Source organism: Brevundimonas sp. VNH65 (assembly GCF_049445955.1).
Classification (GTDB): Bacteria; Pseudomonadota; Alphaproteobacteria; order Caulobacterales; family Caulobacteraceae; genus Brevundimonas.
In genome coordinates this window covers 1-12403 of sequence record NZ_JBMSDX010000001.1, presented here as the reverse complement: position 1 = coordinate 12403, position 12403 = coordinate 1, and the positions used below count along the sequence as shown (strand labels likewise).

At 69.4% G+C, this 12403-nt stretch carries 15 protein-coding genes; 5 read left to right on the top strand and 10 right to left on the bottom strand.

From position 1 onward, the window contains the following. Positions 1-43: 43 nt before the first annotated feature. From ACO2Q1_RS00075 to ACO2Q1_RS00060, 4 genes are read right to left on the bottom strand one after another with little or no spacing between them, the layout of a single operon-like run. Positions 44-472: a DoxX family protein gene (locus ACO2Q1_RS00075; RefSeq protein WP_423327503.1), complete on the bottom strand. Its 429-nt coding sequence runs from the start codon at positions 470-472 to the stop codon at positions 44-46. Continuing rightward, on the bottom strand, positions 469-1248 hold the full coding sequence (locus ACO2Q1_RS00070; protein ID WP_423327502.1) for a putative DNA-binding domain-containing protein: 780 nt from the start codon (positions 1246-1248) through the stop codon (positions 469-471). The genes ACO2Q1_RS00075 and ACO2Q1_RS00070 overlap by 4 nt, the downstream gene beginning before the upstream one ends. Continuing rightward, the gene (locus ACO2Q1_RS00065; RefSeq protein WP_423327501.1) at positions 1245-2105 is read right to left on the bottom strand and encodes a DUF692 domain-containing protein; all 861 of its coding nucleotides are present in this window, start codon (positions 2103-2105) and stop codon (positions 1245-1247) included. Before ACO2Q1_RS00065 ends, ACO2Q1_RS00070 begins: the two co-directional genes overlap by 4 nt. Further along, positions 2105-2398: a DUF2282 domain-containing protein gene (locus ACO2Q1_RS00060; protein ID WP_423327500.1), complete on the bottom strand. Its 294-nt coding sequence runs from the start codon at positions 2396-2398 to the stop codon at positions 2105-2107. Before ACO2Q1_RS00060 ends, ACO2Q1_RS00065 begins: the two co-directional genes overlap by 1 nt. A gap of 154 nt (positions 2399-2552) precedes the next feature. Here ACO2Q1_RS00060 and ACO2Q1_RS00055 point away from each other — a divergent pair, with 154 nt between their 5' ends. Together ACO2Q1_RS00055 and ACO2Q1_RS00050 are read left to right on the top strand one after the other, a co-directional pair. Beyond that, positions 2553-3095: a sigma-70 family RNA polymerase sigma factor gene (locus tag ACO2Q1_RS00055; RefSeq protein WP_423327499.1), complete on the top strand. Its 543-nt coding sequence runs from the start codon at positions 2553-2555 to the stop codon at positions 3093-3095. Beyond that, complete coding sequence (locus ACO2Q1_RS00050) at positions 3085-3720, top strand: NrsF family protein (RefSeq protein ID WP_423327498.1); 636 nt, start codon at positions 3085-3087, stop codon at positions 3718-3720. Before ACO2Q1_RS00055 ends, ACO2Q1_RS00050 begins: the two co-directional genes overlap by 11 nt. Positions 3721-3724: 4 nt before the next feature. On the opposite strand, the gene ACO2Q1_RS00045 is transcribed toward ACO2Q1_RS00050, so the two are convergent. The 6 genes from ACO2Q1_RS00045 to ACO2Q1_RS00020 all read right to left on the bottom strand — a co-directional run bounded on the left by ACO2Q1_RS00045 (position 3725) and on the right by ACO2Q1_RS00020 (position 10007). Beyond that, positions 3725-4498 (bottom strand): peptidase, encoded by a 774-nt coding sequence (locus ACO2Q1_RS00045; protein WP_423327497.1) that lies wholly within the window; start codon positions 4496-4498, stop codon positions 3725-3727. A gap of 79 nt (positions 4499-4577) precedes the next feature. Next, positions 4578-5414, bottom strand: coding sequence for a transglutaminase family protein (locus tag ACO2Q1_RS00040; RefSeq protein WP_423328225.1), 837 nt, complete (start codon positions 5412-5414; stop codon positions 4578-4580). A 2-nt stretch (positions 5415-5416) separates the two neighbouring features. Beyond that, a complete protein-coding gene (locus ACO2Q1_RS00035; RefSeq protein WP_423327496.1) occupies positions 5417-6355 on the bottom strand; it encodes an alpha-E domain-containing protein in 939 nt (312 codons plus the stop codon). Next, positions 6355-7752 carry a circularly permuted type 2 ATP-grasp protein gene (locus tag ACO2Q1_RS00030; protein ID WP_423328224.1) on the bottom strand — a complete coding sequence of 466 codons (1398 nt, stop codon included), beginning with the start codon at positions 7750-7752 and terminating at the stop codon, positions 6355-6357. Before ACO2Q1_RS00030 ends, ACO2Q1_RS00035 begins: the two co-directional genes overlap by 1 nt. 144 nt (positions 7753-7896) lie before the next feature. Further along, positions 7897-8823, bottom strand: coding sequence for a cupin-like domain-containing protein (locus tag ACO2Q1_RS00025; RefSeq protein ID WP_423327495.1), 927 nt, complete (start codon positions 8821-8823; stop codon positions 7897-7899). A gap of 11 nt (positions 8824-8834) precedes the next feature. Then, complete coding sequence (locus tag ACO2Q1_RS00020; protein ID WP_423327494.1) at positions 8835-10007, bottom strand: GNAT family N-acetyltransferase; 1173 nt, start codon at positions 10005-10007, stop codon at positions 8835-8837. Positions 10008-10164: 157 nt separating this feature from the next. On the opposite strand from ACO2Q1_RS00020, the gene ACO2Q1_RS00015 reads away from it, so the two are divergent. The 3 genes from ACO2Q1_RS00015 to ACO2Q1_RS00005 all read left to right on the top strand — a co-directional run bounded on the left by ACO2Q1_RS00015 (position 10165) and on the right by ACO2Q1_RS00005 (position 12239). Continuing rightward, a complete protein-coding gene (locus tag ACO2Q1_RS00015) occupies positions 10165-10335 on the top strand; it encodes a hypothetical protein (protein WP_423327493.1) in 171 nt (56 codons plus the stop codon). Continuing rightward, on the top strand, positions 10332-11150 hold the full coding sequence (locus ACO2Q1_RS00010) for an SGNH/GDSL hydrolase family protein (protein ID WP_423327492.1): 819 nt from the start codon (positions 10332-10334) through the stop codon (positions 11148-11150). The genes ACO2Q1_RS00015 and ACO2Q1_RS00010 overlap by 4 nt, the downstream gene beginning before the upstream one ends. A 69-nt stretch (positions 11151-11219) precedes the next feature. Continuing rightward, positions 11220-12239 carry a L,D-transpeptidase family protein gene (locus tag ACO2Q1_RS00005; RefSeq protein WP_423327491.1) on the top strand — a complete coding sequence of 340 codons (1020 nt, stop codon included), beginning with the start codon at positions 11220-11222 and terminating at the stop codon, positions 12237-12239. Positions 12240-12403 lie beyond the last annotated feature (164 nt).

Here is a 12403-nt window from a genome sequence, read left to right as displayed (position 1 = left end):
AATGCGACCGAGGCGCGCAGGGGCGGAACGTCGCAGACCGCGACTATTCGAGCTTGAGAAGCCGATCCAGGCTGACCGCGTCAGGTCCCCGCGCGACGAGGTAGATCAAGGGCGCGGCCCAGAGCAGATGGGTCGGCCAGGCCGACGGGTAGACGAAGACCTGGATCACCGCCGTCATCGCCAGCAGCCCCAGAGCGGCCGGCCGCGTCAGCAAGCCGAGCACCAGCAAGGCGGGCAAGAGGTGTTCGGCATAGGTCGCAAGATGGGCGGCGATCTCCGGCGGGATGACCGGCAGCCGATATTCCTCGGCGAAGAGATAGAGGGCCGAAGGCGATACGGTCAGCAGCCCCTCGACCTTTGTGCGCCCCGACAGAAAAAAGGGCGCGGCCACGCCGAGACGCAGAAGCAGGGCCAAGGGCCATTCGGGAATGGTATCCGTCAGGCGGTGATGCAGGCGGGCCAGGGCGTTCATGCGGCGACATCCGGTTCGGTCAGGGATTGAAAGACGCCGAGCGCGAGCAGACCGCCGAACAGGACGGGCACGTCACAGCCGGAGGCGGTGGACGAGGAGTCCGCAGACTGGGCGGCGAGCGCGGCGGAGGCGAAGGCGCGACCGTGCCGCGCGGCGTTGAGGAAGGCCCATTCCGGCCGCGAAAGGCGGCGGATGCGAACCTCGTGTTCCGGTCGATGGATCAACAGCCCCTCGCCGCCGGGACGCCAGACGAGGTCCTCGTCAGAGCCGGAGCGACGGTGCGCCAGCCACAGGCTGGGCGCGGTCCAGTCGAACCAGAACAGGCGCACCGAGGGATGAAGCCGGGCGGGCGCGCCGGCCAGCGCCAGCCCGAGGCCGGCCGCTTCGTTCGCCGCCATGACAGGCGCGTCGGCCGACAAATGGGCCTCGGTCCAGGCCCGGTCCAGACGGGCCATCGGTCCCAGATAGGGCATGGCTTCCACCGGCGGGAACCGCGCCAGCCAGTGGGGAAAGCCGACGCCATAGTCGGCCAGAACCGGATCACCGCCCGGCTCGGCCTCGACGAACTCGCGGGCGGCGGCGCGGAACCAGTCGCGGCCCACCATCTGCACGACCGTGGGATAGTTGGCCTCCAGGGCGTCGATCCGCCCCTTGATGGCTGTGTTGCGATAGACGGCGATCGCGCCGAGCGTCCGGTCGTCCGCGACCAGATGGGGCCACAGGGCGTCGAACCGCCCCGTCAGAGCGGCCTCGAAGGCGGCGTGAAAGGCGGTCATACGGCCTCCAGCACATGCGCCAGGGCGGCCGCCGCGCGCGCCTGCTCGGACAGCAGTTCGGCAAAGGCCGGAACCTCTCCGTCGCGTTCGATCAGGGTGGGACGAGCGCCGATACGACCGATGAAGGTCGTGTACAGCTTCCACACCGCCTCCGCGACCGGGGCGTCATGGCTGTCGATCAGCAGGCCCTCGCCCCAGACCGGGTCCGGTCGATGTCCCGCCAGGTGAATCTCTCCGACCAGGTCCGCCGGCACGGCGTCGAGCCAGGCGCGAGGGTCGAACCCCATGTTGGCGGCGCTGACGTGGACGTTGTTGACGTCGATCAGCAAACCGCAGCCGGTGCGGCGCGCGATCTCGACCAGAAAATCCACCTCGTCCCACTCATGCCCGGCCAGGGCGAGGTAGGCGGTCGGGTTCTCGATCAGCAGCCGTCGGCCGAGCGCGGTCTGGGCGTCGTCGATGTGGTCGCAGATCAGGCCGAGCGTCTCGCGCGTGCGGGGCACGGGCAGAAGATCGGGGTGATAGGTCCCTCCGCGTCGCGACCAGGCCAGATGTTCCGAGATCAGGAAAGGCTCGAACCGGTCGATCAGGGCGCGAAAGCGGCGCAGGTGATCGCGGTCGGGGCGCTCGTCCCCGGCCAGCGACAGGCCGACGCCGTGTAGCGACAGCGGTCGCCGGGTCCGAATGCGCTCCAGCCAGGACAGGCGCGGGCCGCCGGCGACCATGTAGTTCTCGGGATGAACCTCGAACCACAGGCCGGCTTGTGCGTTATGAGGAGCGCCGACCGTCGGACAGGTTTCGGCTTCGGCGTAGTGCTGGGGCTTCAGGCCCAGGCCGGCGGTCGGAGCGTGGGTCATCAGCGGTTCGGGATCGGGCTCAGGGAACCGGGGCCGCGCGGGGTGCGGATCGAGGTGCAGGTGCCCTTGGCGACCAGCTTCCAGGCATTGCCCTGATAGTCGCGGGTCGAAGTGCCGGCGCAGGTGGTGCCGGGACCGGCGGCGCAGTCGTTCTGGCCGGCCTTGGCGACGCCGTAACATTTCTCCATGGCCCGTTCCTGTTCCGCCGAAGGGCGGTTCTGGGCGGCGGCGGCGGTTGCGCCGAAGGCCAGCAGGGCGCCGGCGCCGATCATGAGCTTGGCGGGGGTGTTCATCGGGGTCGTCTCCTGTGTGGGACCGGCCCGGGGCGGATCGGTCTGACAGGAGGGGGGTTCGACGCGGATCGCCGGAAGGTTACGAAAAAAGAATTCGACGCCAGCGGCGACGGCGCGTGTAACCTTTCCCGAGTCCATACGAATGGGGATGGGCGTGGTCGACAGAGAAGCCGAGTTCAAGGATCTGATGGTGCGGGGTCTGGACGGCGACCCCGTGGCCTGGCGCGCGCTGCTGACCGAAATGCGCGGCGCCCTGACCCCCTTTTTCAAACGCCGCCTGTTTGGCCGCGAGGCCGACACGGAGGACCTGGTGCAGGACTGTCTGATCGCGATCCACGCCAAGCGCGCCACATATGACCGGTCGCTGCCCTTCACCGCCTGGGCCTATGCGATCGCCCGCTACAAGCTGATCGATCATCTGCGTCGGCAGGGACGACGACCGTCGGTTCCCCTGGAGGACGCCTCGGTGCTGATCGCGGAGCACACGATCGAGGAGGGGGTGGTGCGGCGCGACCTGAAGCGCCTTCTGTCGGTCCTGCCGATACGTCAGCGCCGCCTGATCGAGGATGTCCGCATCGGCGGCTTCAGCCTGGCCGAGGCCGCCGCACGCAACGGCTTCACCGAGGGCGCGGCCAAGGTCAGCGTTCACCGCTCCATGAAGACCCTGACCGCCAGCGTATCCGACCATGAAGACTGACGACCTGATCGACGCCCTCGCCGCCGGGCTGGAGCCGGCGCGCCCTGCCCGACCGATCGGGCGGTGGCTGGTCGGCGCGGCCGTGGCCGCCGTCCTGGCCGTCGCTCTGTTGCTGGGCGTGAGACCCGACATCGTCCAGGCGGTGCAGTCGCCGACGCCCTGGCTGAAAGCCCTCTACACCCTGTCGCTCACGGCGGCCGCCCTGGCCCTGGTCACGGCTGCGGGACGACCCGGCGTCGATGTGCGCCGGGCCCTGCTGGCCTTGGCGATCGTCATCGGCCTGGCGCTTCTGTGGGGTGCGATCGAGCTGTTGGCCGCCCCTCCGGGCGAGCGTCTGGGCGACTGGCTGGGACGGACCTGGACCGTGTGCGGAAGGAACATCGTGATGGTGGCCGCCGCGACCGCTCCGTTCGTCTTGCTGTCCGCGCGGCGGCTGGCGCCGACCCGGCCCGCCGCCTGTGGGGCGGCCCTGGGCGTCGTGGCCGGCGGCATCGCGGCGACGGCCTACGGCGTCCTGCATTGCCCGGAGGCGACCGCCGCCTTCGTTGCGACCTGGTACACGCTGGGTGTTCTCGCGGCGGGCGTCATCGGCGCCGTCGTCGGCCGGTTCGCCCTGAGGTGGTGAGGGCCTAGCCCACCACCGAAATCGAGGGCCGGGCGCTGGGCTGGGGGTCCAGCCACGGCGGCGGGGGCATGGCGCGGTGGGCGGCGGCCAGGCTTTCGGACCAGCGCCGGCCCAGGTCCTTGAAATAGGGATCGTCGGCCTCGATCCGGCGTTGCTCGCCATGCAGGGCGTCACGGCCGATCACCACCATGTCGAACGGCGGCCCCACGGCGATGTTCGAGCGGATCGTGGAATCGAACGAAATCAGGCCCAGCTTGACCGCCTCGGCCATCGGGGTGTCGGGCCGCAGGGCGCGATCCAGGATCGGCTTGCCGTATTTGAACTCCCCGATCTGCAGATAGGGGGTGTCGAGCCCGCACTCGATGAAATTGCCCTCGGCGTAGATGAGATACAGCCCCATCTTGCCGCCCTTGATCTGGCCGCCCAGCAGCATGGAGGCCGAAAGCCTCGGCGCCTCGGCCCTCATGGAGGTCAGTTCGTTGCGGACCTCGGCCAGGGCGTGGCCGACGATCTGGGCCGCGCGGAACAGGGTCGGCGCGGTCTCCAGCGTCTCGACATGATCCTGGCCCGGCATGCGGACGCCTTCGGCCACCATCGACAGCGCCGTCTGGGTGACCGACAGGTTGCCGGCGGTGCAGATGCCGATGATGCGCTCGCCGGTCACCTCGGTGACGTGCAGCTTCTTGTAGGACGAGATGTTGTCCACGCCCGCGTTGGTGCGCGTGTCGGCGATCATCGCCAGACCGTCATTCACCATCATGCCGACGCAGTAGGTCATCGCCCCGGTTCGCGACCCGCAAACAAACGAACCCCGACGCTAACAGATTCGGACGACAGCACGACCCCGGACAGCCCCGTCATCGACCCTGCCTCTGCTGTTGCTGCTGGGTCTGTTGCATCTGGCGCACACGCAGGGCGACGGTCATCCGCTCGCGCCCACCACCATAGCTTGCGCCACGGATCGGCGAGGCGCCCAGGGCGTCCAGGCCGACGGCCACCCGCACATAGCGATCGGTGGGACAGACGCCGTTGGCCGGATCGAACCCCAGCCAGCCCAGACCCTCGATCCAGGCCTCGGCCCAGGCGTGGGCGGCGTCCTGGTCGTCCTGGCCGTCGGTGCGCTGGAAATGGCCGGAGACGTAGCGTGCGGGAACGCCGAGACGGCGTGCGCAGGCGATGAAGATCTGGGCGTGATCCTGGCAGACGCCGCGTTTCAGGGCGAAGGCCTGGGCCGCCGTATGATCGGGCGTGGTCGCCCCGACCTCGAAGGCCACCTCGCCATGGATGCGGCCCATCAGTTCGTGCATCCGCCCGAGATCGTCCCCCTCCCCGACCGCCTCGGCGAAGGCGCGCAGCGGCCCGTCCGCCTCGGTCAGCGGGGTCTCGCGCAGGAAGACCGTGGGTGACAGCCGCTCCAGCGCGCCCCTGACCACGCCATTTGTGTCCGAGGTCGCCACCTCGCCAGTGACGCGGATGCACAGGCTGTCGGTCGGACGCTCGGTGTAGAGATGGTGGACGATGTTGCCGAAGGCGTCCTCGGTGCGGCGCAGACGGGCGTCCACATCGGTCTCTATGCGCCAGTCGCGCACCTGCTGGCCCTCGTTGGTGCGCGGCGTCAGACGCAGCGCCTGAACGATGAACCGGGCCGGGCGCTCGTAGGCGTAGCGGGTTTCGTAATCGATCCGGATCCGCATGCTCACACCAGATACTGATCGTGGATGGCGGCGGCTAGGGCGTTGTTCTCGGACAGAAAGCCGAGGATGTATTCGTGCAGGCCCGACTGGAAAATGTCCTCGATCTTGGCCTCGTTGAACCGGGCCAGACGCGCCGAAGCCAGCCGCTGGGCCGGGCCGCGGCGGTTGTAGTCGCCGGCCAGCCGCTCCAGATAGCTGACGATCATCCCCTGACAGCTGGCCAGCGACCGGGGCATCTGACGGTTGAGCACCATCAGATCGGCCACCAGCCAGGGTCGCACCGATTCCCGATAGACCCAGCGATAGGCGGTCAGGGCCGAGACCTCGCGCAGCAGGGTGGTCCACTGGAAATAGTCGAGCTGACCTCCCACTCGCTCGTCGGCCGGCAGCAGCAGATGGTATTTCACGTCCAGCAGGCGCGCGGTGTTGTCGGCCCGCTCGATCGCCGCACCGAGACGCAGGAACCAGTAGGCGTCGTTCCTCAGCATGGTCCGCGAGCTGGCGCCCTCGACCGCCAGGGAGACGTTCTTGACCCACTCCAGATAGCGGACGAAGTCGTCGCGGCGGGTCGGTTCGCCGAACTCCGCCTGGCCGTTCCAGGCGCCGTTGATCGCCTCCCACAATTCGATCGTCAGGGCGGTGCGGACCGATCGGGCGTTGGTGCGGGCGGCCGTGATGCAGTTCTTGATCGACGAGGGGTTCTCGGGCGCGAAGGCCAGAAACTCCCGCACTGAACGCTCGCCCGGCGACCGGCCGGACTCGGCGAACCTCTGCGCCACCCCGGCCGAGGCGATGGCGCTGGCCCAGGCGTTGGTCGCCGCCGCATCCTTGGCGGGCAGCGAGGCCAGGCGCGACGCCGCCTCCAGAATGCGCGCGAGGAAGTCGGCCCGCTCCATGTAGCGGCCGGTCCAGTACAGGCTGTCTGCGGTGCGGCTCAGCATCAGTCGTCCAACACCCAGGTGTCCTTGGTTCCACCGCCCTGGCTGGAATTGACCACCAGGGATCCGGCCTTCAACGCCACACGGGTCAGGCCGCCCGGGGCGACGCGCACATCTTTCGGGCTGGACAGGACAAACGGGCGCAGGTCGACGTGGCGCGGCGACAGCTCGCCATTGGCCAGGGTCGGCGCCGTGGACAGCGCGAGGGTCGGCTGGGCGATGAACTCTTCCGGATGGGCGATCAGCTTGGCGCGGAAGGTCTCGATCTCGGCCTTTGTCGCGGCCGGCCCGACCAGCATGCCGTAACCGCCCGAGCCGCCGACCTCCTTGACCACCAGCTCCGGCAGCTTGTCGAGCACCTCTTTCAGCGCCTCCGGCTCGCGACAGCGCCAGGTCGGCACATTGCCAAGGATCGGATCGACGCCGGAAAAGAAGCGGATGATCTCGGGCATATAGGTGTAGACGGCCTTGTCGTCGGCCACGCCCGTGCCCACCGCGTTCGACAGGGTCACATTGCCCGCCGCATAGGCCGCCATGATGCCGGGCACGCCGACGGCGGAGTCCGGGCGGAACGTCAGGGGGTCGAGAAACTCGTCGTCGATGCGGCGATAGATGACGTCGACCCGCTGCGGCCCCTCGGTCGTGCGCATATAGACGACGTCGTCGTTGACGAAGAGATCGCCGCCCTCGACCAGTTCGACCCCGAGCTTGTCGGCCAGGAAGCTGTGCTCGTAGTAGGCAGAGTTGAACGGGCCGGGCGTCAGCACGACGATGTTCGGATCGGCCCCCGCCGCCTCGGGCGCCGAGGCCTGCAGCGAGGCCAGCAGCATGTCGGTATAGGTCTCGACCGGCCGGATGCGGTGCTCGGCGAACAGATCGGGGAAGAGCCGCATCATCATCTCGCGGTTCTCCAGCATGTAGGAGACGCCGCTGGGCGTGCGGACATTGTCCTCCAGCACGATGAAGCCGTCCTCGCCGGTGCGGATCAGGTCCACGCCGGAAATGTGGGACCAGACGTCCCCCGGCGGGCGACGCCCCTGCATCTCCGGGCGGTAGTGAGGGTTGGTCAGGATCAGTTCGGCCGGAACCACGCCCGCGCGGATGCACTCCTGCGGTCCGTAGATGTCCTTGAGAAAGGCGTTGATGGCGGACACCCGCTGGATCAGGCCGCCCTCCAGCTGGGCCCACTCCGCGGCGCCGATGATGCGGGGCACGACGTCGAAGGGGATCAGCCGCTCGTTGGATTCGACATCGCCGTAGACGGCGAAGGTCACCCCCATGCGGCGGAAGAACAGCTCCGCCTGGCGCGAGCGCGAGGTCAGCAGGTCGTCCGGCGCGCTTTCCAGCCAGCGCGCCAGGGTACGATAGCTCTCGCGAACCTCGCCGCCCCCGCCGGACATCTCGTCGAAGATCAAATCGTGCGCCTCTCGCCGGTTGCTGATCCCACGGCGACAGATTGAGACGGCGAGCGACGCCGAAGCAACAGAAATATTGCAGTGCGGCAGAGGTTTTCTGTCAGCCGCCTTCCTGGCGCGCACCGGATGTCAGGCGGCGCGCAGGTCGCCGGCGCCGTCCGCCGCCGCTTCGTCGGGGGTGAAATCGCGACGGATGGCCGAGATGCGGTCCTCCATCAGCCCCGCCTTCTTCAACGCCAGAGACAGGGCCCAGCGAGCGGCCAGCTCGGGCGGCGCCATGCGGTCGGTGGGGCGCGGGTTCAGCCCACGACTGCGCAGCACGGCGTTGGCGTAGAGGGCGCCGTTGCGCAGCCGCGACGGCCAGGTCTGGAAATCCATCGACAGGCTGACGCAGAAGCGGTCCAGGTTCTCCACCCGATGCGGCGCATAGAAGGGCCAGGTCAGGGCCTGGCCCGGCTCCAGGTCGACCACCTGGGCCGCCGCCTCGAAGGCGCGGTCATAGGGCAGTTCCTCGGTGGTCTGGCGCGCGACGACGCGCTCCATGTCGTGTTCGGCCAGATGGGTCTCGTCGCCCGGATAGACGAACAGCCGCTTGCGGCCGCGAAGATGAAACAGCACCACCCCGGCGGCGTCGAAGTGATAGGGCGTGCGGTTGCTGGGCGAGGAGATGATCAGCTGGCCGGCGTTCTTCACCGCCTTCAGGCCCGGATAGGTCGCCTGGATGCGATGGAACTCCTCCATGGCGGCCGCCCAAAGCTCGGGACAGCCGGTCTGGGCGGCCCGCATGTTGACCCACAGGCGGCCGGCCTTGATCGCCTCCAGCAGGCGCGATCCCGGCAGGTCGCCGCGCGATCCGGTGCGCATCGTCACCTGGCCGGCGTCGTCATAGTCGTACAGGTTGATGTCGATCAGCTCGGCCGGATAGCGGTCGAGAATACGCTCCAGCGCCTCGTCGTCGGCGAAGCCGCGATCCACCAGACTGTGGGGATGGACGGCGGCCCGGGCGATCGGGCCGGGATAGCGGGTGCGCCGTGTCTCGGCGGGAGGAGCGATCATCGGGTCCATCCTCAACCGGTCACCGCCGGTTCGGCCAGCCGGGCGGCGGCGCGGTCCTTGCCCTTGACCAGGGCCGTCCGGGTGGCCTCGACGGCCCCCTTCCAGCGATTGAGCGGCGTCACCTCGCAGGCCTCGATCGCCGCCCAGCGACGGCGCACGCTCTGGCGCAGGCGTTCGCCGCGACGCTTGCCCGCGGCGTTGAGAAGTTTGACCGCCGCCTCGCTGGCCGAGGCCGCCAGACCGGGCTGCATGACGACCGCCTCGCGCACCGACTGCTGGGCGTTGCAGAAGTATTTCTTGTAGCCCTCGCCGCCGAACCCGAAGTCGAACACCCGATAGCCCTCCGCAGAGGCCAGCCGCATGGTGTCGAGGCTCAGCAGGATTCCCGGCGAACACCGCGCCAGCGACGGCTCATAGACCGGGAACCAGAAATGATAGCGGTCGCCGGCGTGCAGCGAATACTCGACCGCCGTCAGTCGCCCGCCGGCCCAGATCGCGGCCATGGAGGCGCCGAAGTCGTCCTGGCCACGCGTCTGCATCAGGGCGTGCAGCAGGTCCGCCGTCCAGCCGCAGTCGAAGATGTCGTGCCGACCGGTGCGGCGGTACTGGTCGCGCTTCAGATTGATGAGCTGGTCGAGCAGGGCCGGATCGCGCAGGCCGCGCTCGACGCGGATCGGGCCGAGCTCGGCCTCCAGGCTGCGGCGGGCGCGTTCCTTGTCCTTGTAGTATTTCGACCAGGTGCGACGCCGCTCGGCGTACCAGGGCTCGTAGCCGCCGTCAGGCATCTCGACCATCAGGGTTTCGCGGGCCTCCCCATCCTGGGCCGCCCCGACCCAGGCGCCGACGCGCAGACGCGGGGCGTTCAGCGACCGGGCCACGCCTTCCAAACAGGGCGCGTCGCCGGGCCGGGCGATGACGCCGTGGTAGTCGTTCATCGGCGCCCCGAGCGGCTGGATCGTGCCGCCGCGCTTCTGGTGCGGAAAGAAGCCGAGGGTGCGGCCGTCGCGACGGAAGACGGCCACGGCGGCGTCCGGGCTGATCTCTCCGGCGACCTGGGTGAATTCCGGACGGAAATAGGGGCTGGCCAGGGCCGGATCCGAGGCGATCATGGCGCGCCAGTCGGCGATGTCGGCGGCGGTCAGGTCCCGCGCGCGGATGATCTCGGTCTCCACCCTGTCGCCCATGCGTCCGCCCCCTTGTCGCGTTCTTCTGGTCGGCTGTTATGCCCGAACAGGCTTTCGGTCCGGTTGAGGGCGATGGTGAACGAACCCTTTCCGGACCCGAAACGGCGGTCAGGCGTTGCCGTGAGGCGCCCAGCGCGCCTATTCAGGAGAGACTGACATGACCGACCCCGCCCGCCCGAAAGACCGCCAGACCGAGACCGAGAACCAGCGCGCCCCGGCGCGTCCGGGCGAGCCGCCGCGCCCGGCCACGGAGCCGCCGGGGTCCGAAGGCAGCAGCAATTCCGGCGAAACCGCCACCGACCCCGCCACCGGAGAAGAGAACGGGTGAAACGCACGACTGTCATCCTGACCGCCCTGCTGGGGCTCGGCGTCGGCCTGTTGATCGCGGGCGCGGCCCGGGCGCAGAGCGCCGGCGCGACGAGCACGCAGGAGCCGACCCTGCCTCGCCCCGGCGAGGCGCCGCCAGCGTCCGCAGCGGCCTGTCCGGTCAATGCGGCCGCCCTGACCCTGGCGGGCGAGGGCCTGTATCGCAGCAAGGCTGCGGTCCGGGATCTCAGCCGGCTGAACATCCTGGCCCTCGGGTCGTCCAGTATCGAGGGCGTGGGCGCCAGCCGCCGCGACCTGGGCTTTGTGCCGCGCCTCCAGAACGATCTGCGCGCCCGCCTGCCCGGCGTGGCGGTCAACGTCTTCAACCGGGGCATTGGCGGAGAATCGGCGTTCGAAACCGCCAATCGCATGCAGGCCGAGATCGACGCCTATCGCCCCGACCTGGTCATCTGGCAGGTCGGAACCAACGACGTGCTGCGCGCCCGGCCCTGGGGCGACGTCATGACGGACATCACCCGAGGCCAGGCCATCCTCGACGCCGCCAATGTCGACGTGATCCTGATCGATCCCCAGCGGCTGCCCGAGGACGGGGTCAATTTCCGGGGCAAGAACACCGACCTGGCCGAGGTGGCGCGGCTGCTGGCCGTCGAAGGCGCCCGCATGGGCTATGCGGTGCAGCACCGGTTCGAGGCCATGCGCGGCTGGACCGGGCTGACGCGCGGCGGCATCGGGCCGGACGACCTGCACATGAACGACGACGGCTACGCCTGCTGGGCCTCGGTCACCGCCGACAGCCTGGCCGCCGCCGTGCGCTGATCCGACCCTTCGGGAACATTCGGCGCTCCAGGCGGATTGGTCCCTGGATCAGTTGCTTGCGGAGCGCCCATGCGTCGTCACGTCCCCCTCCTCGCCTGTTCCTTTCTGGCTCTGTGCCTCCTGGCCGGATGCGGCGATGGCGGGCGTGAAGCGGCGACGTCGCCGGCCGAGCCGTCCGCCCCGACGAGTCCGCTGCGGCAGGCCGTCGAGACGGCGACGACCCTCCCCGCTGTCCTGCCCGGCTCCGGTGCGCCCGATGCGGCGCTGGTGCGGCTGCAGATCCTGCTGGACCGAACGCCCTTCTCGCCCGGCGAAATCGACGGCCTGGACGGATCGAACCTGCAAAGGGCGGTGACGGCCTATCGGCGTGCGAACGGTCTGGGCGAGAAGGGGGGCGCCGACAACGCCCTGCTTCAGGCCCTGTCGCGGACGGACAACCGGCCTGTGACGACCACCTACGCCCTGACCCCGGCCGATGTGGGCGGGCCGTTCAGCCCGCCGCCCGGCGACGACCTGCAGGCCCAGGCGCGAAACGGGACCCACTTCACCTCGTCCCTGGAAAGACTGGCCGAGCGATTTCATGTCTCGCCCGGCCTGCTTCAGGCCCTGAACCCCGGCGTCGGCTTCGATCGCGCGGGGCAGGCGATCGTGGTTCCGGTCCTGAACGCCGATCCGCTGCCGCCCGTCGCCCGCATCGAGATCGACGGCCGCGCCAACGGGCTGACGGCCTATGGCGAGGATGACTCTGTGGTCGCCGTCCTGCCCGCCACGGTCGGCAGTTCGGACAATCCCTCGCCGCGCGGACAACTGACGGTCAACGGCGTCGCCCGTGCGCCGGACTATGTCTATGACCCCAAGAAGCTCAGCTACGGCCCCGGCGGGCCGCGCGTGGTGGTCCCCGCCGGGCCGAACAACCCCGTGGGCGCCGTCTGGATCGACCTGTCGCGCGAGAGCTACGGCATCCACGGGACGCCCGAACCGTCACGGGTCGGCAAGACGGCGTCGCACGGCTGCGTCCGCCTGACCAACTGGGACGCGCAAAGGCTGGCCGCCGCGGTGAAGCCGGGGGTCCGGGTGCGGTTCGTCTAGGCCGGTCCTTGCGAGCGGCCACGATCCGCACGACGCACCCCACAGCAAAACGGCCCCGGGATCGCTCCCGGGGCCGTTCTGTCATGCGACTGAGGTCAGAAGATCGCTTAGGCGATGATCTTGGAGACGACGCCCGCGCCGACGGTGCGGCCGCCTTCACGGAT